At 65.0% G+C, this 23,049-nt stretch carries 23 protein-coding genes; 15 read left to right on the top strand and 8 right to left on the bottom strand.

Going from position 1 to position 23,049, the window contains the following annotated elements:
- Window positions 1-56: 56 nt before the first annotated feature.
- The 4 genes from ACSU04_RS14285 to ACSU04_RS14270 form a co-directional block, all read right to left on the bottom strand.
- A complete protein-coding gene (locus ACSU04_RS14285) occupies window positions 57-647 on the bottom strand; it encodes an NADPH-dependent FMN reductase (RefSeq protein ID WP_439282692.1) in 591 nt (196 codons plus the stop codon).
- Between the two features lie 65 nt (window positions 648-712).
- Entirely contained in the window at window positions 713-1,396 is a 684-nt protein-coding gene (locus tag ACSU04_RS14280) for an NADPH-dependent F420 reductase (RefSeq protein WP_439290053.1), read from the bottom strand.
- A 42-nt stretch (window positions 1,397-1,438) separates the two neighbouring features.
- Window positions 1,439-2,524 carry an LLM class flavin-dependent oxidoreductase gene (locus tag ACSU04_RS14275; RefSeq protein ID WP_439290052.1) on the bottom strand — a complete coding sequence of 362 codons (1,086 nt, stop codon included), beginning with the start codon at window positions 2,522-2,524 and terminating at the stop codon, window positions 1,439-1,441.
- Window positions 2,525-2,560: 36 nt separating this feature from the next.
- A complete protein-coding gene (locus ACSU04_RS14270) occupies window positions 2,561-3,673 on the bottom strand; it encodes an LLM class flavin-dependent oxidoreductase (protein WP_439290051.1) in 1,113 nt (370 codons plus the stop codon).
- Window positions 3,674-3,762: 89 nt separating this feature from the next.
- On the opposite strand from ACSU04_RS14270, the gene ACSU04_RS14265 reads away from it, so the two are divergent.
- Window positions 3,763-4,245 (top strand): MarR family winged helix-turn-helix transcriptional regulator, encoded by a 483-nt coding sequence (locus ACSU04_RS14265; RefSeq protein WP_439282696.1) that lies wholly within the window; start codon window positions 3,763-3,765, stop codon window positions 4,243-4,245.
- 25 nt (window positions 4,246-4,270) lie between these two features.
- On the opposite strand, the gene ACSU04_RS14260 is transcribed toward ACSU04_RS14265, so the two are convergent.
- Genes ACSU04_RS14260 through ACSU04_RS14250 form a run of 3 tightly spaced genes read right to left on the bottom strand, consistent with a single transcriptional unit; the run spans window position 4,271 to window position 5,708 of the window.
- A complete protein-coding gene (locus ACSU04_RS14260) occupies window positions 4,271-4,954 on the bottom strand; it encodes an NAD(P)H-dependent oxidoreductase (protein ID WP_439282697.1) in 684 nt (227 codons plus the stop codon).
- The gene (locus tag ACSU04_RS14255; protein WP_439290050.1) at window positions 4,954-5,088 is read right to left on the bottom strand and encodes a hypothetical protein; all 135 of its coding nucleotides are present in this window, start codon (window positions 5,086-5,088) and stop codon (window positions 4,954-4,956) included. Before ACSU04_RS14255 ends, ACSU04_RS14260 begins: the two co-directional genes overlap by 1 nt.
- 41 nt (window positions 5,089-5,129) lie before the next feature.
- Window positions 5,130-5,708 (bottom strand): small multidrug efflux protein, encoded by a 579-nt coding sequence (locus tag ACSU04_RS14250; RefSeq protein WP_439282699.1) that lies wholly within the window; start codon window positions 5,706-5,708, stop codon window positions 5,130-5,132.
- Window positions 5,709-5,942: 234 nt separating this feature from the next.
- Here ACSU04_RS14250 and ACSU04_RS14245 point away from each other — a divergent pair, with 234 nt between their 5' ends.
- Window positions 5,943-8,711 (top strand): helix-turn-helix transcriptional regulator, encoded by a 2,769-nt coding sequence (locus ACSU04_RS14245; RefSeq protein ID WP_439282700.1) that lies wholly within the window; start codon window positions 5,943-5,945, stop codon window positions 8,709-8,711.
- Between the two features lie 144 nt (window positions 8,712-8,855).
- Window positions 8,856-9,506, top strand: coding sequence for an NAD(P)H-binding protein (locus ACSU04_RS14240; RefSeq protein WP_439290049.1), 651 nt, complete (start codon window positions 8,856-8,858; stop codon window positions 9,504-9,506).
- A 29-nt stretch (window positions 9,507-9,535) separates the two neighbouring features.
- On the opposite strand, the gene ACSU04_RS14235 is transcribed toward ACSU04_RS14240, so the two are convergent.
- The gene (locus ACSU04_RS14235; protein ID WP_439282702.1) at window positions 9,536-9,763 is read right to left on the bottom strand and encodes an RNA-binding S4 domain-containing protein; all 228 of its coding nucleotides are present in this window, start codon (window positions 9,761-9,763) and stop codon (window positions 9,536-9,538) included.
- A gap of 141 nt (window positions 9,764-9,904) precedes the next feature.
- Between ACSU04_RS14235 and ACSU04_RS14230 the strand changes: the two genes are divergently transcribed.
- The 12 genes from ACSU04_RS14230 (at window position 9,905) to murQ (ending at window position 23,046) form a co-directional block, all read left to right on the top strand.
- A complete protein-coding gene (locus ACSU04_RS14230) occupies window positions 9,905-11,143 on the top strand; it encodes an MFS transporter (RefSeq protein WP_439290048.1) in 1,239 nt (412 codons plus the stop codon).
- Window positions 11,140-12,156: a DUF2804 domain-containing protein gene (locus tag ACSU04_RS14225; protein WP_439290047.1), complete on the top strand. Its 1,017-nt coding sequence runs from the start codon at window positions 11,140-11,142 to the stop codon at window positions 12,154-12,156. The genes ACSU04_RS14230 and ACSU04_RS14225 overlap by 4 nt, the downstream gene beginning before the upstream one ends.
- Before the next feature lie 97 nt (window positions 12,157-12,253).
- Window positions 12,254-13,252, top strand: a complete 999-nt coding sequence (locus tag ACSU04_RS14220; RefSeq protein ID WP_439290046.1) for a hypothetical protein — start codon at window positions 12,254-12,256, stop codon at window positions 13,250-13,252.
- Entirely contained in the window at window positions 13,249-13,563 is a 315-nt protein-coding gene (locus ACSU04_RS14215; protein WP_439282706.1) for a PadR family transcriptional regulator, read from the top strand. Before ACSU04_RS14220 ends, ACSU04_RS14215 begins: the two co-directional genes overlap by 4 nt.
- 135 nt (window positions 13,564-13,698) lie before the next feature.
- A complete protein-coding gene (locus tag ACSU04_RS14210; RefSeq protein ID WP_439290045.1) occupies window positions 13,699-14,871 on the top strand; it encodes an exo-beta-N-acetylmuramidase NamZ family protein in 1,173 nt (390 codons plus the stop codon).
- 47 nt (window positions 14,872-14,918) lie between these two features.
- Entirely contained in the window at window positions 14,919-15,614 is a 696-nt protein-coding gene (locus ACSU04_RS14205) for a PIG-L deacetylase family protein (protein WP_439282708.1), read from the top strand.
- A 37-nt stretch (window positions 15,615-15,651) separates the two neighbouring features.
- Window positions 15,652-16,620 (top strand): GNAT family N-acetyltransferase, encoded by a 969-nt coding sequence (locus ACSU04_RS14200; RefSeq protein WP_439290044.1) that lies wholly within the window; start codon window positions 15,652-15,654, stop codon window positions 16,618-16,620.
- 50 nt (window positions 16,621-16,670) lie between these two features.
- Window positions 16,671-18,323 carry an ABC transporter substrate-binding protein gene (locus tag ACSU04_RS14195; RefSeq protein WP_439290043.1) on the top strand — a complete coding sequence of 551 codons (1,653 nt, stop codon included), beginning with the start codon at window positions 16,671-16,673 and terminating at the stop codon, window positions 18,321-18,323.
- Window positions 18,324-18,399: 76 nt separating this feature from the next.
- On the top strand, window positions 18,400-19,377 hold the full coding sequence (locus ACSU04_RS14190; RefSeq protein WP_439290042.1) for an ABC transporter permease: 978 nt from the start codon (window positions 18,400-18,402) through the stop codon (window positions 19,375-19,377).
- A gap of 2 nt (window positions 19,378-19,379) precedes the next feature.
- Window positions 19,380-21,248: a dipeptide/oligopeptide/nickel ABC transporter permease/ATP-binding protein gene (locus tag ACSU04_RS14185; protein WP_439290040.1), complete on the top strand. Its 1,869-nt coding sequence runs from the start codon at window positions 19,380-19,382 to the stop codon at window positions 21,246-21,248.
- Window positions 21,245-22,105: an ABC transporter ATP-binding protein gene (locus ACSU04_RS14180; RefSeq protein WP_439290038.1), complete on the top strand. Its 861-nt coding sequence runs from the start codon at window positions 21,245-21,247 to the stop codon at window positions 22,103-22,105. Before ACSU04_RS14185 ends, ACSU04_RS14180 begins: the two co-directional genes overlap by 4 nt.
- A complete protein-coding gene (murQ, locus tag ACSU04_RS14175; protein WP_439290037.1) occupies window positions 22,102-23,046 on the top strand; it encodes an N-acetylmuramic acid 6-phosphate etherase in 945 nt (314 codons plus the stop codon). Before ACSU04_RS14180 ends, murQ begins: the two co-directional genes overlap by 4 nt.
- The last annotated feature ends 3 nt before the right edge of the window (window positions 23,047-23,049 follow it).

Here is a 23,049-nt window from a genome sequence, read left to right as displayed (position 1 = left end):
AGGTACGTGCCGGACGATCCGTGGTGATGAGGGTGGTGAGGGGTGGCCGGGCCGGCTCAGGCCGCGCGTTCGATGAGGTCGATGATCTCCGGGTTCCGTACGTCTTCGAGAGCCTTCGACCACGCGATGAGCTGGTCGAACAGGGCGTCCAGGAAAGCGGCCTGAGAGTCGCCGGGGGTGAAGGTGGTGTAGTTCTCGAACTCGGTCGTGAGTGAAAGCGTCAGAGTCTGGCGCACTGTGGCGACGTGAAGTTCGGCGAGCACGAGCCGCAGGTGCTCGATCGCGCGAGCCCCACCGACTCCGCCGTATCCGACCAACGCGGCGGCCTTGTTGTTCCACTCCCGGTGCAGGTAGTCGATCGCGTTCTTGAGCACGCCGGAGGTGGAGTGGTTGTACTCGGGCGTGACGAAGATGTATCCGTCGAACTCGGCGATCTTCTCGGACCATTTCCGGGTGTGGTCATTCTTGTACTGGCCTGTCGCCGGCGGCATCGGCTCGTCGAGGTGCGGGAGCGGGTAGTCGATGAGATCGACGAGCTCGAACTCCGCGTCGTCGCGTCGGGCGGCCTGCTCGAGAACCCAGTCAGCGACCTGCTTTCCGTTGCGACCGGGGCGAGTGCTGCCCAGGATGATGGCGATCTTCGTCATTGTGATGGTGCTCCTTCTTGGTATGGCTGGTGGGCTCGGTGTTGCTGGTGGCTGGTTGGTGGAGGTCAGAACGCGGTGGCGGTGGATGAGCCCGCGGCAGCCGTCGCGTCGATGAGTTCGCGCAGGTCATCGATCGGCAGGTTGGCACCGAATGTGGGATTGCCCGGCTGCAGGTGGACACCCGCGGCGAGAGGGCCAGCAATGACGGGGTCGAACCCCAACGCGTCGATGAACTCTGCGATGCGTGCGAGATCACTCGCCCGGTCACCGGCGATCGCGATTGCCTTGCGGCTCGCAGAGCCAGCGGGCTGAGCTTCTTCCTCGAGATCGTGGTAGCCCATGTGGTTCAGCGCCTTCACGACGCGTGAGTCGGGAAGGAACTCTTGGATGACCTCACTCGTCGAGGTGCGAGGGTCGTTGAGGTCGTCGCGGATTCCGTCGGTCTCCCACCAGTAGTTCATCGCGTCGACCACGAGTTTTCCGTCGAGCTCCGCCATCGGAATGCGGCGGTACTTGCCGAGAGGGAGCGCGAGCAGGACGATGTCGGCCTCGCGGGCAGCCTCTTCTGCGCGGACGGCAGTCGCGCCGGGCGAGAGCACCTCGATCGTGAGAGCGATCCGCTCTGGGTCTCCGGATCCGGCGATGAGCACCCGGTAGCCCGCGGCGACCGCCAGGCGGGCGAGCACGGTGCCGACCTTGCCGGCGCCGAGGATGCCGAGGGTCTCGCGGCCGCTGATGTTGCTGTCCATGTCATTCCTCCCGTTCATCCCTGGAAACTCATCGCTGGAAACTCATCGCCGAAAAGCCGCGCCGGTCATGGGTGACAGTGCAGGCGTCTCAGCGAGCAGTTCACGCACCATCGGGATCACTTTCGTGCCGTACAACTCGACAGCACGAAGACGTGCGCTCGCAGACAGGGCGCCGCCGGCTGTGTAGATCAGGTCGAACCGACCGACATCCAGCGTGCGGATGGCGCTCGCCATCTTGCGGGCGACGGTCTCCGGCGAGCCGACGTACAACGATCCCTGCGCGACGTCGGCTTCGAACTCGGAGCGACGCAGGGGCGGCCAGCCGCGCAACGCACCGATCCGGTCGCGGATCACTTTGTACCCGGGGTAGAACGTCTCCATCGCCTCTTCATCTGTCTCGGCGATGAAGCCGGGGGAGTGCATACCCACCGGGTGAGCGGTGGTGCCCAGCTGCTCGGTCGCCCGTCGATACAGGTCGACATACGGTGCGAAGCGGTCGGGAGCGCCCCCGATGATGGCGAGCATGAGCCGGAACCCGTAGTGCGCAGTGCGGATCACTGACTGCGGGGTGCCACCGACGCCCACCCAGGTGCGCAGCCGTCCCGAATCGGTCTTCGGGAAGACGTCTGCCTCATGCAACGCCGCGCGGGTAGTTCCTTCCCAGGTGACCGGCTTCTCATCGAGCAGAGCATGGAACAGGTCGATCTTCTCGTCGAAGAGCAGCTCGTAATCGGTGAGCTCATAACCGAACAACGGGAATGACTCGGTGAAGGATCCGCGGCCGAGGATGACCTCGGCGCGCCCGTTCGAGAGGGCGTCAACGGTCGCGAAACGCTGGAAGACCCGCACCGGGTCGTCGGATGACAGCACGGTGACACCGGAGCCGAGACGGATCCGTTCGGTTGCGGTGGCGATCCCGGCCAGAACGGTCTCCGGTGAAGAGATCGCGAATTCGGGGCGGTGGTGTTCCCCGATGGCGATCGCGTCGACGCCCAGGTCATCGGCGAGCACCGCTTCGTCCAGGGCCGCGCGGATCGCCGCGCCGTAGGAGACGACAGCGCCGTGGTCATCGCGGGGCAGGTCTCCGAACGTATCAAGGCCGAACTCAAGGTTGGTGAAGTCGTTCATGATCTCTTTCTTCTCGTGATCTCAGCTCTCGTGATTTCAGGCATGGACGGCTTTGCCGCCCTTGACGATCTCTTCGGGAGCGCGCCCGGTGAGGTGCCACTCGCCGGGATTCTCGTCGAGCAACTCGCGCACTCGAGGCGCGACGCGCTCGCCGAAGAGGCGGATGCTGTGCTCGCGAGCGCTCTTCGGCAGGTGAAGCAGGTCGTACTTCAGGTCGAAGCGGGACAGATGATTGGAGCGGACGCTGTTCGCGATCTTCTGCGCCACCGTCTCTGGTGATCCGACGAACAGCGCCCCGGTGTCGACCTCGATCTCGTACCGCTCGGCGGTGGGCGGGTAGAACCCGCGCTCCTTGCTCAATGCGGTGACAACGGGCTGCCAGTACTTCCAGTGCGTGTTCTTCGCCTCTTCATCGGTGTCGGCGATGAAGCCGAGGGAGTGCTGGCCGATCGGCAGTTCCGGTCGTCCGAACTGCGAGAGAGCGCGCAGGTACAGTTCGGCGTGCCCGGCGAAGCGGTCGGGACGTCCACCGATGATGGCCATCATCAGCGGCAGGCCGTTCTGGGCTGCGCGCACGACGGAATCGGGGCTTCCGCCGATCCCGATCCAGGTGGGGATGCCACCCTCCGGCATCCGCGGATGCAGGCGTACATTCTCCAGCGGCGTGCGGTGCTGCCCAGTCCAGGTCACGTGATCCTCATGCATCAGACGCAGAAACAGGTCGAGCTTTTCCTCGAAGATCTGCTCGTATTGCGCGATGTCGTATCCGAAAAGTGCAAACGACTCGATCGCCGAAGCGCGTCCGAGCACCAGTTGTGCACGCCCGCTGGAAAGCCCATCGACGGTGGCAAACTGCTGATACAGCCGCACCGGATCCTGCGTCGAAAGGACGGTCACCGACGTTCCGAGACGGATGGTCGATGTGGCCTGTGCCGCGGCCGCGAGGATCACAGGGGTGGCCGAGTCGACCATGCCCTCGCGGTAGTGTTCGCCGACGCTGAACACATCGAGCCCGACGGACTCCGCCAGCTGCGCCTCATCGACGAGGAGCCGGAGCGACTCGGCATCCGACATCACACGCCCGGCGTCGGTGGCAATGTCGCCGAAGGAGTTCAGTCCGAACTCGACTTCGTTGATCTGGATTCCCATGATCAGAGCCCTTCTCGCCACCGGACCTTCCGGATTGACGTGTCAATGCTGCAACATGGGTATTGACATATCTATTCCAGGGAGACGAGATGCCCGAGAATCACCGAACGATGCCCACGCGAGAGCAGCTGCGCATCTGGCGGGACTACATCGAGACGGCGCAAACGCTGCGCACGCGTCTCGGGAGTCGTCTGCAGAGTGAATCGTCGCTGTCGGCGGGGGACTACCAGGTGCTGCTCGCTCTGACGGAGGCGCCGCAGCAGACTCTGCGGTCGGCGGAGCTGGCGACGCTGATCGGATGGGAGCGCAGTCGGCTCTCGCATCACCTGGGCCGGATGGAGAAGCGCCACCTGATCCGACGGGTCCCCTGTGCCGACGACGTGCATGGGGTGGATGTCATCGCCACGGAATCTGCTCGAGAGGCTTTCCGAGCCGGGTCCGTTCCGCACCTGCGCGCGGTGCGCGAACTCTTCATCGATGCGCTCACGCCCGAACAGTTCGCTCATCTCGACGACATCTCCGACGCACTTCGACGGCATCTTGGCGTGGATGGCCCTGTCTCGAAGGAGTGAACCTGAATAGTCGAGGCGAGCGTGCTCACGGAGCAGTGCGCGAGCCCAGCACGCGCCGACGCTCGAGGTGTTCCTCTTTCGCGTGACGGGCCGTCCTGTCGGCAGAGGCGAAGGCGCGTCCGATCTCGCGCGCTTGAACACGTCCCGCTTCTCGGTTCGTGGTGTTGTGGTCACCTTCCACGTCGTAGATGAGGTGGCTTTCGACATCGTCGACGCCGCAGTAAGCGAAGATGCCGACGTCCAACTGCGTGCGCATCGCCTCGTCGTAGCCGTACTTTTCGTAGGTGCGCTCCTTCGAGCCACCGATGCCCATGAGCACGGTGGGTATCGATGGAAGGAGCCCCTGCACTGGTGCCCTGCCGCGATCCTCAACCCCCGCGCCGTATTGGTACGCCCAACCCGCCGTGAACACCCGCTCGATCCACCCTTTCATCAGCGCCGGCATCGACCACCAGTACACGGGGAACACGAACGCGAGCCGGTCAGCCGCTTCTACCCGTCGATGCATCTCCTCGATACCCGGCGGGATCGACTCGCCCCAGAAGTGGGCGTGGTCCGCCGAGGTAAATCTCGGGTCGAAATGCTCGCGGTGCAGGTCTAGTACATCGATCGTATGGTCCGCTTGCTTGAACGGGCCATGGAAGGAATCCATGACCGCGGCGGGGTACCTATCGCGGAAGGGATGGGAGAAGACAGTCAGCAGGTGCATTACGCCGCCCGCTCAGAGTCGTCCGGGTTTTCCGTCGTGGATGCCCTGGCCTCAGGCACAATCACGACGAAATGACTCAGATCGATGGAAACGGTCGGTGGCAGCGCAATGTCGCTGGGTCGCAGTTCGTACATGTCGTTCCTCCTCTGTAAGGCGGCTTTATGTGGCCTGTGACTCAGACCCCGACGAGGAATGTGAGGGCGGCCCAGGTACTCACGGTGGCCACCGCTCCCCAGATGACGATCGCGACGGCCTGCCACAGCAGCACCCACCCACGCGGCGTTCCGCCGGCGACGAGGATCGCTGAGGTGACCTGGGTCGGGATCGCGAGGGGGCCGAGGATGCTCGCGCCGGGTACGCCGAAGCGAACGACCCACGTCCTGAAGCGCCGGCGTCCCTTCGACTCGGGCTGGACCGGTGCAGCCTCCTCGAACGCGGCACGATCCTCGTCACCCAGGGGGAACCGTGCGGCGCCCACTGTGGCCTTGACGCGGACTCTGTTGCGGTTCACGACGGCCGTGCGAGCCCGCGACGTGAGGGCCACCACGAGAAGCACGGATAGGAAGTTGCCCACGACTGCGGCGATGGCAGCGACGATGAGGTTAAGGCCGCCGGCAATACCGATCAAGGACGCCCCCTCCACTTCGATGAAGGGGATCGCGCCGGCGAGCATCACGATGAAGGGCTGGACGATCTCTGGCACCTGGGCTACAAGGTCTTGGAAGTTGCTGATGAGTTCCTGAATCGGGTTCATGATGGGGCTCTTCCTTTCTTTCTGTAGGGTCGTTCCGGATGGCTGAGATTCAGCGATCCGATTGCCGCTGTTGCGGCGGTATCGCCAGGTTCGCACCGCCGGCCACGCCTTCGCATCGGTAGAAGTCCCGCTACTGGCCGCTCGCGCGAAGCCACCTACACCTGGTTTGCGTTGCTCGCGTCGGTGATACTTACGTAGTACGGGCGCCGACGTGCTCTGGAGGGAGCAACATTGGTGGATCTGTTGGGTCGGGGCGCCGAGTGCGAAGCGGTCGACACGCTTCTCTCCAGGGCGAGGGCCGGGCTGAGCGGGACGTTGGTGGTGCACGGGGAAGCCGGCATCGGCAAGACCGCGTTGCTTGAGCATGCCCGGGCCGCGGCGGACGCATCCGGGTTTCGAGTGGAGTCCTCGGTCGGCGTCGAGTCCGAGACGCAGTTCGCGTTCGCAGGCTTGCACCAGCTGTGCGCGCCGCTGCTGGACCACGCGGGTGCGCTGCCCGATCCGCAGCGGGCCGCTCTGGGTGTGGCCCTCGGGCAGCAGGGCGGCGAGGCGCCGGACCGCTTCCTGGTCGGTCTCGCGACACTCAACCTGCTGGCAGAGGTCGCCGAGGAGGGGCCACTGCTGTGTCTCGTCGACGATGCGCAGTGGCTGGATGAGGCTTCGGCCCAGGTCCTTGCCTTTGTGGCACGACGGCTGGGGGCCGAGCGGATCGCACTTCTGTTTGCCGTCCGGGACGCTGATCGGGATCAGCCGAATCGCGACCAACTCGGGCATGGGCGGACGGCGTTGGCCGGATTGCCAGAGCTGCGCGTGCATGGACTCAGTGAGGTCGATGCGCGGGCGCTGCTGGCATCCGCGCTCGCCACGCCCTTGGACGACAGAGTGCTCAAACGCATCGTCGCCGAGTCGCGCGGCAATCCGATGGCGCTTCTGGAGCTTCCGCTGAGTGCCCAGTCCGCACAGATGGCGGGCGGGTTCGAGCTGCCGGGCGCACTGGATGTTCCGCGCCGCGTCGAGGAGAGTTTCAGACGCCGCTCTGGGAGCCTGCCCGCGGACACGCAGCTGCTGCTTCTCGTCGCGGCGGCCGAGCCCACCGGCGACGTCGCCCTGCTGTGGCGCGCGGCTGCACAGCTGGGGATCGCGGAGAGCGCGGTCGGACCCGCCGAAGTCGCAGGGCTCCTTGAGATCGACAGCCGGGTGAGGTTTCGGCATCCGCTGGTGCGCTCGGCGATCTACCGGGACGCGTCACCACCTGAACAGCGCCGAGCGCACCACGCGCTGGCCGCCGCCACTGATCCGGACTCCGACCCTGACCGGCGCGCATGGCACCGCGCACAGGCGGTGCTGGGCACCGACGAGGATGCCGCCGCGGAGCTGGAGCGCTCAGCTGGTCGAGCGCGCGCCCGCGGTGGGTTGGCTGCCTCGGCGGCGTTCATGGAGCACGCAGCCCGGCTGACCCCCGAGCCCGCTGCCCGTGCGGGCCGGTCGCTGGAAGCCGCATTCGCCATGCATGAGACCGGTGCGTCCGAGGCCGCATCGGATTTGCTCACGCTCGCCGGAGCCGGCCCGCTCGATGCGCGGCAGCAGGCTCGATTGGAGCTGCTGCGCGCTCGTATCGTGTTCTACCGGGCGCGAGCGGGCGAGGGTCTGGGGATGCTTCTGGATGCAGCCAGAGGCCTCGCCACGCTGGATCCGGCGCTGTCCCGCGAGACGTACCTCGACGCATTGGATGCGGCGATCGTCACCGGCGGTCTCGGTCTCGGCCTCGGCGTGCGGGAGGTCGCCGAAGCCGCCCGCGCCGCGCCCGCCCCGCCTGGGTCGCCGCGGCCGGCGGACCTGCTGCTCGATGGACTCGTGACCACGTTCACGGAGGGGTACTCGTCTGGTGCACCCGGCCTGCGGCGGGCGTTGGTGGCCTTCCGCGGAGACGAGTCGAACACGGATGCCGCGAGCGATGCGGATATCCTCCGATGGGGGTGGCTGGCCAGCCGGACGGCGATGGCGGTCTTCGACGACGAACTGCTCTACGCGTTGACCTCCCGTCACACCCAGCTGGCGCGCGAGGCGGGTGCCCTTGCCACTCTCCCGGCAGCGCTGCTCGTCCAATCCGTCATGCTGGTGCTCTTCGGCGAGTTCGCGCGGGCAGCCGAGCAGACCGCGATCGCGGCGGTGACCCAGACCGTACAGGTTCTTCACGCCCAACTCATCCTGGCTGCCTGGCGAGGCGGTCCGGCCGAGACCGCGGAGGTCTACGAGGCTATCGTTCAGGAAGCCGCCGCACGTGGGCACGGCACCGAGGTCTCTCTGGCACAGTACGGCATGGCCGTGCTGCACAACGGCGTGGGTGACTACCCAGCGGGCCAGGCAGCCGCGGCGCGTGCCTTCGAATCCGACGAGCTGACGCACAGCAACCTTGCCCACGCCGAACTCATCGAAGCGGCGTGCCGTTCCGGCCGACCGGAGAGCGCGGCCCATGCGCTCGACGAGCTCTGCTCACGGGCCGTCGCCAGTGGCACTCCGTGGGGGCTCGGGCTGGCGGCGCGCTCACGCGCGCTAACCAGCACCGGGCATGCGGCCGAGAAACTCTACCGGGAGGCGATCGAGCACCTCCGAGACTGCCGGATAGTTACCCACCTTGCCCGCACGCACCTCGTCTATGGAGAGTGGCTACGCCGCGAGGGCCGGCGCAAGGACGCCCGCGAACAGCTGCGCACTGCTCATGAGCTTCTGTCGGACATGGGCGCTGAGGCGTTCACCGCACGTGCCGCCCGCGAACTGATCGCCACGGGGGAGCATCCGCGCAAGCGGACCGCCCAGCCGACCGACGAGCTCACCTCTCAGGAGCGGCACATCGCGCGATTGGTCGCCACCGGGGCGACCTCCCGGGAAGTCGGTGGCCAGCTGTTCCTGAGCCCGCGCACGATCGAAGCCCACCTGCGCAACATCTTCCGAAAGCTCGGCATCACCTCTCGCCGGCAACTCCGGGAGCTGCCCCTCTCCTGACTCAGCTGGTCCGGATACAGATAGGGGTCTTCTACCGACGCGAAGCTCTCCCCATCAGTGCGAACCTGACGGCAGGCGTCCCGGGGAGGCCAACGACGACTGCACTCAAAATCGCCCGGGGCGGGCGCAGAAGGGAGCACTCAAGTGAAGGTATTCATCATCGGAGTCAGCGGTGCCGTGGGAAGGCTGCTGGCACGAAACCTGACCGAACGAGGCGAGGATGTCTCGGGCTTGGTGCGTCGCGACGAGCAGAGAATGGCTCTTTTGACGCAGGGCGTTGATGCGCATGTGGGTGAGCTTGCGGACGTGACGGCCAGCTCCCTGGCGTCCATGCTCGGCGGAATCGACGCCGTCGTATACACCGCCGGATCGAACGGGGGTGCCAGGGAGGTCACAGCGGCCATCGACGGTGAGGGCGTCGTGAAAGCTCTCGAGGCGGCGAGTCTGGCCGACGTGAATCGGTTCGCGTTGGTGTCCGTGCTTCCCGAAGCCGGGCGGGGGCAGAACCTCAGCGATGACGAGGAGTTCTATTTCGCGGTGAAGAAGCTCGTCGATGTCACCGTCAGTGTGAGTGACCTCGACTGGCTGATCCTCCGGCCCTCCATGCTCGTTGATCGCGCCGGAATCGGCAGGATCTCCCTCGGACCTGCCCAGCCGCACGACGAGATTGCGCGCGAAGACGTCGCCGCCACCCTGGCGGAACTACTCCATGAGCCCCGGATCCGCCAGCAGATTCTCGAGCTCACTCAGGGCTCGACGCCGATCATCAACGCCGTCCGGGCGAACATTCGCTGACGCCGCAACCCGGTAGCGACCGAGCGTGCTCAGGGCCGAACGCGAACTGTGCGCCCCTCGAACGTGACGAGGTCGCCGTCGTGCAGCTGGCGCCCGCGCCGCCGCTCTTCTTCGCCGTTGACGCTGACGTACCCGTCGATGATGACCTCCTTGGCGTTGCCGCCGGAGTCGAGGAGCCCCGAGAACTTCAGGAACTGCCCGAGGCGGATCATCTCTCCGCCGATGGAGATGTCGTCGATCGGGTTGGTGCTGGTCACTCCTGAATGTTATATGTCGATACGCGCAATCCGTTTTGCAACGTGGCATATTCGGCATACGCTGATGTTCTCGTGTTTGCCGCACCCGATGGCCCAGCGCGAGGCGACCCGCGACGATGACGCCGCGGAGAAGGAAGACCCATGAGCACTGTGTTACCTGCGCGCCCGCAGACGACGGACCGTCGCCTACTGACCTGGCTGTTCGTCATGAACGCCGCGCTTTTGACCTGTTACGCAGGCTTCATGGTCATCTTCATCCCCGACCAGGTGCAGCAGATCGACCCTGCCAACAAGGTCGCCAACCTGGCGATCGTCATGACCGCGGCATCCATCGGCGCGATCATCATCCACCCGCTGATCGGAGCGTTCTCCGATCGCACGCGCAGCCGATTCGGCAGGCGCGCACCGTGGATGGTCATCAGCGCTGCGACCGCCGCCCTGTGCATGGTTCTGCTCTCCGGAGCGGGCGAGCTGTGGACACTTGGCGTCTACTGGGTGCTGGTGATGTTGGCGCTCAACTCCGTCGCGACCGCGCAGGCGGCAGTGGTGCCCGACCGGATTCCGCGCGAGCGTTTCGGCGTCGCCTCCGGCATTCTGGCCATGGGTACGTTCGTCGGCATGGGCCTCGGCGTCGCGGGTGCCGGATTCTTCATCAACAGCATCGGAATCGGGTACGCGACCTTCGGTGGCATCATCCTGGTGGCGACGCTGCTGTTCACGATCTTCAACCGGGACTTCTCCTCGCGTGACCTGGATGTGCCGCCATTCCGCTGGAAGGAGTTCTTCTCGAGTTTCTGGGTGAGCCCGAAGGCGTACCCGGACTTCTGGTGGGCCTTCGCCGGCAGGTTCCTGCTGATCCTCGCCTATCAGAGCGTGCAGTCCTACCTGCTCTACATCCTGCGTGACTACATCGGGGTTTCGGATGCCGAGTCCACCGCGCTGAGCACACCCCTGACCGCGGTGATGCTCGTCGGCGCGCTGGCGACCGCGTTCATCACCGGCAAGATCAGCGACCGGATGCAGCGGCGGAAGGTCTTCGTGATCGTGGCATCCGTGATCATGGCCGCATCCCTCGCGATCCCGCTCTTCTCGCCGACTGTCGCCGGCATGTTCGCGCTGGCGACGATCTTCGGGCTCGGCTACGGGATCTACATGAGCGTCGACTCGGCGCTGATGAACGAGGTACTGCCCAAGGCCGAAGCGGCCGCAAAGGACCTCGGCATCCTGAACATCGCCACGACTCTGCCGCAGGCGATGACACCGGTGATCGTGTGGGCGTTGATCACGCTCACGGGCAACTACACGGCGGTGTTCATCGCGGGAATCGTGTTCGCCATCGTGGGCGCGCTGTCGGTGCTGCCGATCAAGTCGGTGCGATGAGCGAGTGGAATGTGAACGACCGCGAGATCACCGAACCTGTACGGCTCGTCGATGCGCGTGGGCGGCTGGATCCGGCATCCATCGGGTGGACGAGACGTCAGCTGCACGACACCGACGGCGTCGGTCGTGGCTGGTACGGATGGGGTCGCAACAAGCGCTGGGAATATTGGGGGATCGTCACCCCCACGCACATCTTCGCGCTGACGATCGGCGCGCTCGACTATGCGAATGTCCGACAGGTGTGGGCGCTCGATCGCGCGAACCTCACCACGATCGACGCCTTCGAAATTTCGCCGCTGAGCAGAGGCGTTTCGCTCACCGGCACGCATGGCGCGGGCGTGAACACCTCGCGCGGGCGCACCATCGACCTGCGCTTCGAGGATTCGGATGCCGGCACGCGGCTCATCGCCCGCACGCCGCGCGTGCAGGTCGATCTCATGGCCGAGACGCGGGCCGGCCATGAGGCCATGGGGCTGGCATCGCCGCACAGCAGGCTCCTCGTCGACTACACGGTCAAGGATGTCGATCGCCCGACCCGCGGAACGATCACGATCGACGGTGTGGTGCACGACGCGACAGGGTTCGCGGTGCTCGATCATGCGCGCTCACGAGGTCCGTACCGAACCGACTGGAACTGGGGCGCCGCGGTCGGCGAGGTGAACGGGAAGCGGATCGGCATCAACCTCGGCGGTGGTGGCGCGGACGGACTGCGTAACGGAATTTCGCATACCGGCGTCACGATCGACGGCCGGGTGCACAAGATCCCCACGGTGCTGGACTGGGAGTTCGACCCGTCGAACTGGATGACGCCGTGGCGCATGAAAACTGAGCGCATGGATCTGACATTCACGCCGTTCTACGACCGGTACGCGCGCACCAATCTGCTGATCATCCGCTCCACCACGCACCAATGCTTCGGCACCTTCACCGGACGCGTGCAGACCGACGAGGGCGAGTGGCTCACGATTGACGGCCTGGAGGGCTGGGCGGAGGACGTGCACAACCGGTGGTGAGGCGGGGGGCGTGCAGGCACGCGCTGCCGAAGTTGCGAGCGCTCCCCAGATGATGCAGTATCTAGATACGAAATGTATCTAGATACTAAGGATGAGCATGGCGTCAATCAGTGACTGGCCGGAGCGCGACAAGAAGTGGGCCTCGCGATACATGATTGCCGTTGCGCACCCCCGTGTTCCCTCGGCGGCTCGAGAAGAACGGGCGCGTGAGCTGATTTCGTCGCTGCACGCGGCGGACGTGTCCGCCGATGTGCTCTTCGGCGACCCGGTGGACATCGCTCGGGAAGATGTTCGTGCGCTCGGGACTGAGGAGGAAGCCGTTGCCGCCTCAGAGGGTGGCGGGCTGCGGCAGGCGCTCGCCTACACCGGCACGGCCCTGACGTTCTTGGGGGCTTCGAGCGCGCTGGTGATGTTGACTCGCGGTGTGTGGCGCACCGACATCGGCGTCGGGCCACTGTGGGTCGTGCTCGGCATTGCCGCCGCAGCGATCGCCGCGAATCTCGCCTGGACGCTTTTCATCGCAGGCAGAGCAGGATGGACGATCGGCTTCGGCTTCGGAGGTATTGCGGTCATGCTCGCCTGCGTCGGCATCGCGGCGAACGCAGACCCCGACCATGTGCTGCTCGCCGACGTACCGATCTGGATGCTGATGATTGCCATGGTGCTGCCCGGAGTTGCTGTGCTCCTGGTGGCGCGTGCGGTTCCCCGGCTGCCCCTCCGTTCCACCTGGTCGGATGACGAGTGGCTCTCCCGCTTTCGTGGCGCAATGCGCAGTCGCGGAATCTCCGAAAAGGCCGCTCGGGAGCACGAGCGCAGCGTGCGATCTGCAACCGTCGGTGGGGACTGCTACGGCGAGTTCGGTCATCCTGCCGTGTTCGCGCGATCCCTGGCGGCCGATGACAGCGGTGCAGCGGTGCGCCGCTGGCGCTGGAGCACTTCCTTCGGCGTCGGGGTCCCGCTGATGCTGTGTATCCTGATTTCGTTCACCGGGTCATTCGGTGCGTGGAAGGAGCCCGCCATGCTCTTCCTCTTCGTCAGCAGCGTTGTCACCGGTTACATGAACTGGCGGCATCGGCCGAGAGGACAGGAGCTGTGAGCCTTGCATCCTGGCAGCGAGCGTCGTTGCCGATGCTGATCCTCAGCGTGCTGGCGGCACAGCCCCGGCACGGATACGGAATCTCACAAGCGCTCGTAGAGGCCGGCCTCCAGCCCATTAAGGGCGCTCAGCTGTATCCGACCCTCGTGAAGATGGAAGCCGAGGGTGCAATCTCCGCAGTGTGGGAGCCTGCCGCGTCAGGGCCGGCCCGCAAGGTGTATTCCATCACCGGTCCTGGCCAGGAGAACCTCACGGCGTTACGCGCCGAGTGGGAGGCGTTCCTCGCGGCGTCTCGAGCGCTCGGCGTCTGATCGAGGCAGAGCTGCCATCAACGAATGAGAGCGCTCAGAGGACGACCCGACTCGCCGTATTTGTAAAGGATTGACACAAATCATCAAACATGCGTAATCTGCTTACATCGGTCGATGGTGAGTGGAGGGGTCCTCGTGATTGAGGTCGTTGAGTCAAGGTCTGTTGCGACTGGTCTGAGCCGAGTGCTCGCCCAGCCAGGGCTGATCGGCGCGGGTCGCACTGGCATCTGCACCAACTACACCGGCGTCACCGCAGACCTGCGCCGTGGCGTGGATGCGCTGATCGACGCGGGCATCGCACTGACCACGATCTTCACTCCTGAGCACGGCTACTGGGGCGCAGTGCAGGCAGGCGAGAGCGACGGCGATGGGGTCGACGAAGCAACAGGCATCCCCGTCGTCGACACGTACCTCTGCGAGGGCGAGAAACTCGACGCGCTGCTGCGGGAATCGGGCGTTGAGCAGCTTCTGGTCGATTTCCAAGACATCGGAGTCAGGTTCTACACCTACACCTGGACGCTGTACGACCTGCTTTGCTCGGCCGCTCGCCTTGGCATCCGCATCGTCGTCCTCGACCGCCCGAATCCGCTTGGCGGCACCGTGCGCACAGGTCCCGGGCTGGATGCCGCGAACTCGAGTTTCGTCGGACGCGTGTCGATTCCGGTGCAGCACGGTCTTACTCTCGGTGAACTGGGCCGCTGGTTCAACGAAGTCCACGTGCCGGAGGCCACCGGCCGCTCGGCCGACTTCGACTTCATCGAACTCGACGGTTGGAACCGGGAACGCCAGAATCCCGCCGATTCCTGGGTGATGCCCTCGCCGAACATGCCGACGCTCACGACCGCGACGGTCTTCCCGGCGATCGGGCTCTTTGAGGGAACCGTGCTCTCCGAGGGCCGGGGCACGACCCGACCGTTCGAAATGTTCGGTGCCGCCTGGACGGACGCTCGGCTTGCTGCAGCGCTGAACGAGCGCGAGCTCCCAGGAGTCGTCTTCCGCGAATCCGTCTTCCGCCCGACCTTCAGCAAGTGGCACGGAGACGTGGTGCACGGCGCTCAGCTGCATCTGCGCGATGCCACAGCCTTTGATCCGATCACGACCGGCATCACGGTGCTGCAGACGATCGCAGAGCTGTACCCGAACGAGTCGCTGTGGCTGCCGGCGAACCCGGGGCGGCCGCCGTTCATCGACCTGCTGTGGGGATCCGCGGCACTGCGCGAGGGGATCCATGCCGGCGACGACCAGCGCGCGATTCTCGCCTCGAGCCCCGCGACGCCGCAGGTACCGGCATCCGCCCTCATTTACTGACCGCAACAACTCCGCAACGCTTCCGCAACGAACAAAGGACCACCACTGTGTCACCTCAGACGATCATGGCCGTCGGCGGCCATATCGGAGATATGGATCTCACCGCTGGTCCGATGCTCGCGCAGAACGTCATCGATGGCGGGCGCTCCGTCTTGGTCGCCCTCACTCCCGGTGAGCGAGGTCACCCCCGACTCTCCGTCGAGGAGTACCGCGAGCAGAAGATCGCTGAAGCGCGTGCCTTCGCCGAGGGGATCGGTGCGGAGGTCGTCATCTTCGACGACATCTCCGACGGATTCCTGAAGGCAGATGATGCGACCGCTGAGCGCCTCGCCGATCTGATCCGCGAGGTCAAGCCGTCGATGCTGCTCGCGCACTGGAAGAACAGCATGCACACTGACCACGAGAACGCCTCGGTACTTGCCGAGCGTGCGCGGTTCCTCGCTGGGCTGCCTGGTTGGAAGAACGAGACCGCGCGCCATGGCGTCGGACGACTGCTTTTCACCGAGAATTGGGAAGACGCATCCGGCTACGACGGCGACGTGTTCGTGGAGATTTCCGAAGAGGCGCATCAGCGATGGACCGCGGCGATCAGCGGCCAGGCTTTCGCCCGCGGTGAGACCTATGGCTTCCGCTACATCGACTTCTACTCGGCTCAGATGATTTCTCGCGGATGCCTCGCAGGCGTGCCCTACGCCGTGGCTCTCTCCTCCGGCCGCACCTGGGGGATGGCGCCGCTCGGCTGAGCGCTCGCGTCACACGTCGACCAACGATTCGCAGAAAGTGGGTACTCCCTTGCTCGTCACCTACCGTGGGCACCGCAGCGGCGACGCCGTCCGCCTCGCCGACCTCACTGCCGTCGCGATGCCTCGCGATGCGATCAGCGCGGACTGGTTCACGCACACTGTCCTTCTCGACCCGAACTTCGACCCTGACGGACTGATCGTCGCGGTCGATGCCGACACCGATGATGTGCTCGGCTTCGTCTATGCGGTGCGCGCCGGACGCGGAATCGGCCCCGACCCGGACGGCGGCTGGATCACGATCGGCTGTGTGGACCCGCACGCGCGACGGCAGGGCATCGGCACCGAACTGCTGCGTCGCGCGAAGTCCTTCCTCGCTGGCAAGGGCGCCAAATGGATCAACTACGCTGCCTACCCGCTGGCGTACTTCGTGCCGGGGCTGGACGCGCAGGCGTACCCCGAAGCTGCCGCGCTCTTCGAGAAGAACGGCTTCCAGAAGCTGTACACCGCGGCGGCGATGAGCATCAACCTGTCCGAGTACGCGATGCCGGAAGAAGTGCGTGAACTGCGCGCCACTCGCGTCGCCGAGGGGTACTCCTTCGCAGCCGCTGGCCCTGACGACCTCCCCGAGACGCTGTCGTTCGCCTCGCAGCGGCTGGCTCCGGATTGGGGCGAGGCCGTTCGCGACTCCGTCCTGCAGAACGGCCGCATCGACCGGGTCATAGTGGCGCGTCACCCCGATGGCCAGATGGTCGGGTTCGCGACCTACGGCGCCTACCGCGGCCTGCGCGAGCGATTCGGTCCCTATGGCGTTGACGAATCCTGCCGAGGAACCGGTCTCGGCAAGGTGCTGCTGCACGACACCCTCACGCGGATGCGCACCGAAGGTGCCCAGAGCGCCTGGTTCCTCTGGACGGGCGAGGAATCTCCCGCAGGTCACCTCTACCTTCGTTCCGGATTCCATATCACTCGCCGGTTCGACGTCCTGCGCGCCGATCTCGGACACTGACCGTTTTCCCTGTAGTTCCACGCACCTCATACACGCACTGAAAGGCATCTATGAAAGCCCCGAAACTGTTTCGCTTTGCGGCAGTACTCACTGTTGGCGCCCTGGCGCTGTCCGCATGCTCCGCTGGCGGTGAAGACGTAGCCGATGATGGCGGCGTCGCTCCGCTGACGATTCACGCAAACACGGCCACCACCTACCAGCCGAACTTCAACCCGTTCGCCCCGACGGCCCTGCAGGGCACGAAGGGCATGCTCTACGAGCCCCTCATGATCGCGACGCCGATGGCGACGGGTGAGACCACGCCCTGGCTGGCCGAGTCGCTGGAGTTCAACGAGGACGGCACAGAGGCCACCTTCGTACTCCGCGAGGGCGTCACCTGGTCCGACGGCGAGGCGTTCGATGCAGAAGACGTCGCCTTCACGTTCAACCTGATGCGTGACAACCCCGCTGCAAACGCGGGCGCGTTCGACATCGCCGCTGCAGAAGCGGTCGATGAGAACACGGCCGTTGTGAAGTTCAACAAGTCGATGTTCGCCTTCCAGGCCGCACTCGCCAACACCATCGTCGTCCCTGAGCACGTGTTTTCCGAGGTCGACCCGGTCGAGTTCACCAACGACAACCCGGTCGTCACCGGACCGTTCGTGCTGGACCAGTTCGGTCAGCAGCTGTACACACTCAAGACCAACGAGTCCTACTGGAACGCGGACGAGGTCGAGGTCGAGCAGGTTCGCTACCCGGCATCCTCCGACCAGACCTTCAACAGCTCACTGCAGGCCGGTGAGTTCGACTGGTCGGGCGGCTTCGTCGCCAACATCGAAAAGATCTACATCGAGAAGGACCCGGAGCACCGCGCCTACTGGTACCCCGGTGACGGCCTCGTGAACCTGCTTGTGAACACGCAGTCTGCGCCGTTCGATGACGTGGCACTGCGCGAGGCGATCAGCATGGCGATCGACCGCGACCAGCTCTCCGAGGTGGCAATGCAGGGTTACACCCCGGCCGCTCATCCCACCGGTCTGCCACTGCCTGCCTATGAGTCGGTCATGAGCGACGAGTACGCGGACGTCGAATTCGAGTTCGACGCCGACGACGCGAACACGCTTCTCGACGAGGCGGGCTACGCCATGGGCAGCGACGGCGTGCGCACCACCCCTGCCGGGGAGAAGATGTCGTACAGCCTGCAGATTCCGTCGAGCTACGTCGACTGGGTGACGATCAGCAGCCTGCTGCAGGAGCAGCTCGCCGAGGTCGGCATCGTGCTTGAGCCGCAGGGCGTCTCCTTCGAGGCCTGGCTGGAAGCGCGCAACTCCGGCAACTATCAGATGACCATCGCCTCGGTCGCGATGGGCCTGACGCCGTACACCCTGTTCCGGTCGATGATGAGCTCCGAGTACAAGACCGGTGCGGGCGAATCCGTCGTCTCGAACTACAACCGCTACTACGACGACGAAGCGGATGCTCTCCTCACAGCCTTCGCATCGACCGTCGACCCGGCCGCGCAGCAGGAGGCGCTGGACGGACTCGAGCAGATCATGGTCGAGCAGCTTCCGGTGATCCCGATGCTGCAGTCGCCGAACTGGTTCCAGTACAACACTGAGCGCTGGGAAGGCTTCCCGACCGCAGAAGACCCGTACGCACTGGGCGCACCGTTCCAGTTCCCCGACAACCTCCTTGTCGTCACGAACCTGACCCCCGCCAAGTAATACACGACTGGGGCGGGTGGCGCCTTCGCGTCGCCCGCCCCAGCCATTCCATTTCGATCCGAGAGGTCGTCCCCGCTTGAAGTACCTCCTGCGCAAGGTGATGCTGTACGTGTTCATCGCCTGGGCTGCGCTCACGATGAACTTTTTGATCCCACGGCTCATGCCAGGCGATCCCGTCTCATTGCTCGTCGAAAAGCTACAGGGCCGCATCGACCCGGCAGCCATGGCTGCGATCGCCGAAAGCTACGGCATCACCGATGCCCCGTTGCACGTGCAGTATTGGGACTACCTGGTTGACCTGGCACACGGTGATCTCGGCCTCTCGATCGGCTTCTTCCCTGTCCCCGTCGCGGACATCGTCTGGACCGCGCTGCCCTGGACCATCGGCCTGGTCGGCATCACCACGATCATCAGCTTCCTCCTCGGCACCGGCCTGGGTGTCGTGCTCGCATGGCGTCGTGGCACATGGAGCGACCACGCACTTCCCGCGCTGACCTTCCTCAACGCGGTTCCGTACTTCTGGATGGCACTCATCCTGGTGCTCATCCTGTCGGTGAACCTCGGATGGTTCCCGGTTTCTCACGCCTATCAGCCAGGGCTCATGCCCGGATGGAACTGGGAGTTCATCGCCTCTGTTCTCTATCACGGCTTCCTCCCCGCAGTCACGATCGTCCTGGCCTCGTTCGCCGGATGGGTCCTCGGCATGCGGAACATGACCGTCACGGTCCTCGGCGAGGACTACGTGACCATGGCTGAGGCCAAGGGCCTGCCCAAGCGCATGGTGATGCTCAACTACGCCGCGCGTAATGCGATCCTGCCCTCGGTCACCGGCTTCGCGCTCTCGCTTGGCGCCGTCGTCGGAGGATCGATGCTCACCGAGGTCATCTTCAACTACCCCGGGGTCGGCTACACGCTCTTTGAGGCCGTCGGTAATCAGGACTTCCCCCTGATGCAGGGGCTGTTCCTCATCATCTCGCTGGCGGTGATCGTCGCGAACCTCTTCGCGGACATCGTCTACGTATTCCTCGATCCGCGTACGCGACAGGAAGGCTGACCATGAAAATCTCACGCTTCATCCCGGCGTCAGGCAAGGTCCGTGCCGGACTCGTCATCGTGATCTTCTTCGTGCTGCTGGCCGCGTTCGGCCCGCTACTCACTCCGTACTCGCCCCAGTCGAGCAGTGCCGATATTCTGCAGGGACCTTCGGCCGAGCACTGGTTCGGCACCACCCAGACCGGGCAGGATGTCTTCGCCCAGTTCGTCTACGGCGCCCAGATTTCGCTGGGTGTGGGCGTATTCGCGGGCATCATCTCGCAGCTCGTTTCGGTCATCGTCGGTGTGATCGGCGGATACTTCCGCGGAGTGTCGGATGACCTGCTTTACATCCTCACCTCCGTGTTCCTCGTCGTTCCCGGCATGCCGCTGCTCATCGTGCTCACCGGCTACCTTCCCTCGCGAGGAATGATCTCCGTCGCAATTGTCATCGCGATCACCTCATGGGCAGGATCTGCGCGCGTGCTGCGTGCGCAGACGATGTCGCTGCGCCGTCGGGAGTTCATCGAGGCGGCCCGTGCGACCGGTGAATCGCGCACGCGCATCATCCTCGCCGAAATCATGCCGAATGCGCTCCCGCTCATCGCGTCAGGATTCCTGTTCTCGGTGATCGGCGCCGTTCTCGCGGAGGCCGGGCTGTCATTCCTCGGACTTGGATCGCTCACCACCACGAGCTGGGGCTCGATGCTCTACTTCGCACAGAGCTCTCAGGCGTTCCTGTACGGCGCGTGGTGGTGGTTCGTACCTCCAGGTCTTGCCATCGCCATCATCGGCGCGGGCCTCGCGCTCATCAACTTCGGAATCGATGAGTACTCGAACCCGCGTCTGCGCACGGGCAAGAGCCGAGCCAAGGCAGCGCCGGTGTCGAAGGCAGCATCGCTGAGCACAGCCGGTGCCGCTGCGATCGCCGGCTCAGAAACGGTGACGGTGGCGACGCTTCCGGATGCCGCTGCATCCGACGGTGTCACGCCTGACAGCGCCCAAGAGCGCGTCGAGGTCGAGTTCCCCGCGCAGATTCGTCCGATCGATGTGCCGGGCGTACCCGTCATCGAGGTGCGAGGACTCAAGGTGGACTACCCCACGGCCGAGCAGTTGGTGCACGCCGTTGATGATGTCTCGATCACACTTCATCGCGGGGAACTGCTGGGACTTGCGGGCGAGTCTGGGAGTGGAAAGTCCACTCTCACGAACGCGATCACCCGCCTGCTTCGCAGCCCAGCAGAAGTCACCGCCGGATCGATCACCTACTACCGCCAACCGAAACCGCGGGCAGGGCAGGAGCCGACGACGCAGGAGATCGATCTGCTGTCGATTCCGACCGAGGAACTTCGTCGCTACCGCTGGGACGAGATCGCGATCGTGTTCCAGAGCGCGATGAACGCACTGAACGCAGTGACACGCATCGGTGAGCAGTTTGACGACGTCCTTCGTGTGCACCGTCCGAAGATGGTGGCCGCTGATCGTAAGAAGCTCGCCCGCTCGATGCTCGAGAAGGTGGGCATCGACGGCGATCGGATCACGGCGTACCCGCATGAACTCTCCGGCGGAATGAAGCAGCGCGTGGCAATTGCCATCGCGTTGGTCCTCGAGCCAGACGTCATCATCATGGACGAGCCGACCACGGCGCTGGACCTGCTCATTCAGCGCGAGGTGCTCGAACAGATCATGGCGCTGCGCGACGAGTACGGCTTCGCGATCATCTTCACGACGCATGACCTGTCACTGCTGTTGGAAGTATCCGACAGCATCGCCATTATGCAGCGCGGTCGTCTGGTGGAGTATGGCCCCGCGCTCGAGGTGTATGCCGATCCGCGGCATCCATATACGAAGAACCTTCTCACCTCACTCGCCGACCTGGGAGCACTCGTATGACCGCCGACACGGCCGACACCGTCGACACCTCTGCCGATCGTGGCCGTGTGGTTCTCGAGGCACGCAACCTGGTGAAGGACTTCCGAACCGACAAGCGTAAGGGGCTTTTCGGCCGGGAGCACTTCCGTGCTGTCGACAATGTGTCCCTCGAGCTGCGCGCGGGCCAGGTCACCGCCCTGGTCGGCCAGAGCGGCTCCGGCAAGAGCACGATCGGGCGTCTGCTGGCGCAGCTGATGCCGCTGACGTCCGGCGAAATTCTGCTGGATGGCACACCGACCTCGGCGAACAGGGGTCGGGCGTTCATCGAGTACACGCACACCGTGCAGATGACACTGCAGGATCCGTTCTCCTCGCTGAATCCTTTGCATCGGGTCAGCTACACGCTCGGGCGCGCACTGCGTATCCACGGTGGGCGCATGTCTGATGACGAGGTCGAGGAACGGAGCCTGGCACTGCTGCGCAAGGTCGAGCTCTCGCCGGCCGAGCGCTATCTGCACCGGTTCCCGCACGAGCTCTCCGGTGGCGAGCGGCAGCGAATCTCGTTCGCACGGGCGCTCGCGGCGCAGCCCAAGGTGCTGCTCGCCGATGAGCCGGTCTCGATGCTCGATGTCAGCATCCGCAAGGAGATGCTTGACCTGATCGACAACTTGCGACTGACCGAAGACCTCGCGGTTCTCTACATCACGCATGACCTCGGCTCGGCGCGAGAGTACTCCGCCGAGACTCTGGTGATGTACCACGGCAAGGTGATCGAACGCGGTGCCAGCAGGAAGGTGATCGATTCGCCTGAGCACGAGTACACGCGTCGTCTGCTTGCCGCGGCGCCGAACCCACGCCGACGTCTGGCGACGGGATGAGCTTGCCGGCGAACCCGACTGAGGAGCGCACACCTATCAACGATCGACCAGGGCTTCTTGCCACAGAACAGATCGACGAGCGCTATCGCGATCTCGACACCATTTCGACAGTGGACGCCATGCGCGCGCTGAACGAGGCCGAGGCTTCCGTTCCGCTCGCGGTGGCGGCCGCTCTGCCGCAGATCGCAGCGGTGGTGGATGCTACGGCAGAACGCCTCGCCGCAGGAGGGCGCTTGCTGTACTTCGGCGCCGGCACATCCGGTCGTCTGGGCGTGGTGGATGCGTCGGAGTGTCCACCGACGTTCCATTCCGACCCTGAGCAGGTGCAGGGGATTATCGCCGGAGGCGTCGGCGCGATGTTCACGGCAGTGGAGGGCGCTGAGGATTCCGCCGCGCTCGGCGCGTCGGCGGTTGCTGAGCTGAGTGTCACCGAGCTCGATGTCGTCTTCGGTATCGCTGCGAGTGGGCGCACGCCCTACGTGCTCGGAGCGATCCACGCAGCTCGAGCCGTAGGTGCGCTGACCGTTGGTCTGGCCTGCAACCTCGACTCCATCCTCGGTGAGGCCGTAGACATGCCGATCGAAGTTGCGGTCGGACCCGAGGTGCTGTCTGGGTCCACCCGACTCAAGGCCGGTTCAGCAACGAAACAGGTGCTGAATATGGTGTCCACCGGGGTCATGATCAGGCTCGGCAAGACCTATGGCAATCTCATGGTGGATCTTTCCGTCACCAATGAGAAGTTGCGCGATCGTGCCGAGCGGTTGATCAGGACGATCACCGGTGTCGACGCGGGAACTGCAGCAACGACGTTGACCGATTCCGGGTTACGGGTGCCGGTTGCCGCAGTCATGATCGCGCGTGCCACTGGGCGCGCCGACGCCGAGCAGCTACTGCTCGCGGCCGGCGGTCGACTCAGCGAGGTGCTCGGCGCTCAGGCCTGACCA

It is taken from the genome of Microbacterium sp. A84, assembly GCF_051842815.1.
GTDB lineage: Bacteria > Actinomycetota > Actinomycetes > Actinomycetales > Microbacteriaceae > Microbacterium.
This window is presented reverse-complemented; position numbering and strand designations above follow the sequence as displayed.

Coding starts and splice junctions, on each gene's coding strand:
- ACSU04_RS14285 (WP_439282692.1), bottom strand. CDS start 647: ATGACGAAGATCGCCATCATCCTGGGCAGCACTCGCCCCGGTCGCAAC.
- ACSU04_RS14280 (WP_439290053.1), bottom strand. CDS start 1,396: ATGGACAGCAACATCAGCGGCCGCGAGACCCTCGGCATCCTCGGCGCC.
- ACSU04_RS14275 (WP_439290052.1), bottom strand. CDS start 2,524: ATGAACGACTTCACCAACCTTGAGTTCGGCCTTGATACGTTCGGAGAC.
- ACSU04_RS14270 (WP_439290051.1), bottom strand. CDS start 3,673: ATGGGAATCCAGATCAACGAAGTCGAGTTCGGACTGAACTCCTTCGGC.
- ACSU04_RS14265 (WP_439282696.1), top strand. CDS start 3,763: ATGCCCGAGAATCACCGAACGATGCCCACGCGAGAGCAGCTGCGCATC.
- ACSU04_RS14260 (WP_439282697.1), bottom strand. CDS start 4,954: ATGCACCTGCTGACTGTCTTCTCCCATCCCTTCCGCGATAGGTACCCC.
- ACSU04_RS14255 (WP_439290050.1), bottom strand. CDS start 5,088: ATGTACGAACTGCGACCCAGCGACATTGCGCTGCCACCGACCGTTTCC.
- ACSU04_RS14250 (WP_439282699.1), bottom strand. CDS start 5,708: ATGAACCCGATTCAGGAACTCATCAGCAACTTCCAAGACCTTGTAGCC.
- ACSU04_RS14230 (WP_439290048.1), top strand. CDS start 9,905: ATGAGCACTGTGTTACCTGCGCGCCCGCAGACGACGGACCGTCGCCTA.
- ACSU04_RS14225 (WP_439290047.1), top strand. CDS start 11,140: ATGAGCGAGTGGAATGTGAACGACCGCGAGATCACCGAACCTGTACGG.
- ACSU04_RS14220 (WP_439290046.1), top strand. CDS start 12,254: ATGGCGTCAATCAGTGACTGGCCGGAGCGCGACAAGAAGTGGGCCTCG.
- ACSU04_RS14195 (WP_439290043.1), top strand. CDS start 16,671: ATGAAAGCCCCGAAACTGTTTCGCTTTGCGGCAGTACTCACTGTTGGC.
- ACSU04_RS14185 (WP_439290040.1), top strand. CDS start 19,380: ATGAAAATCTCACGCTTCATCCCGGCGTCAGGCAAGGTCCGTGCCGGA.
- ACSU04_RS14180 (WP_439290038.1), top strand. CDS start 21,245: ATGACCGCCGACACGGCCGACACCGTCGACACCTCTGCCGATCGTGGC.
- murQ (WP_439290037.1), top strand. CDS start 22,102: ATGAGCTTGCCGGCGAACCCGACTGAGGAGCGCACACCTATCAACGAT.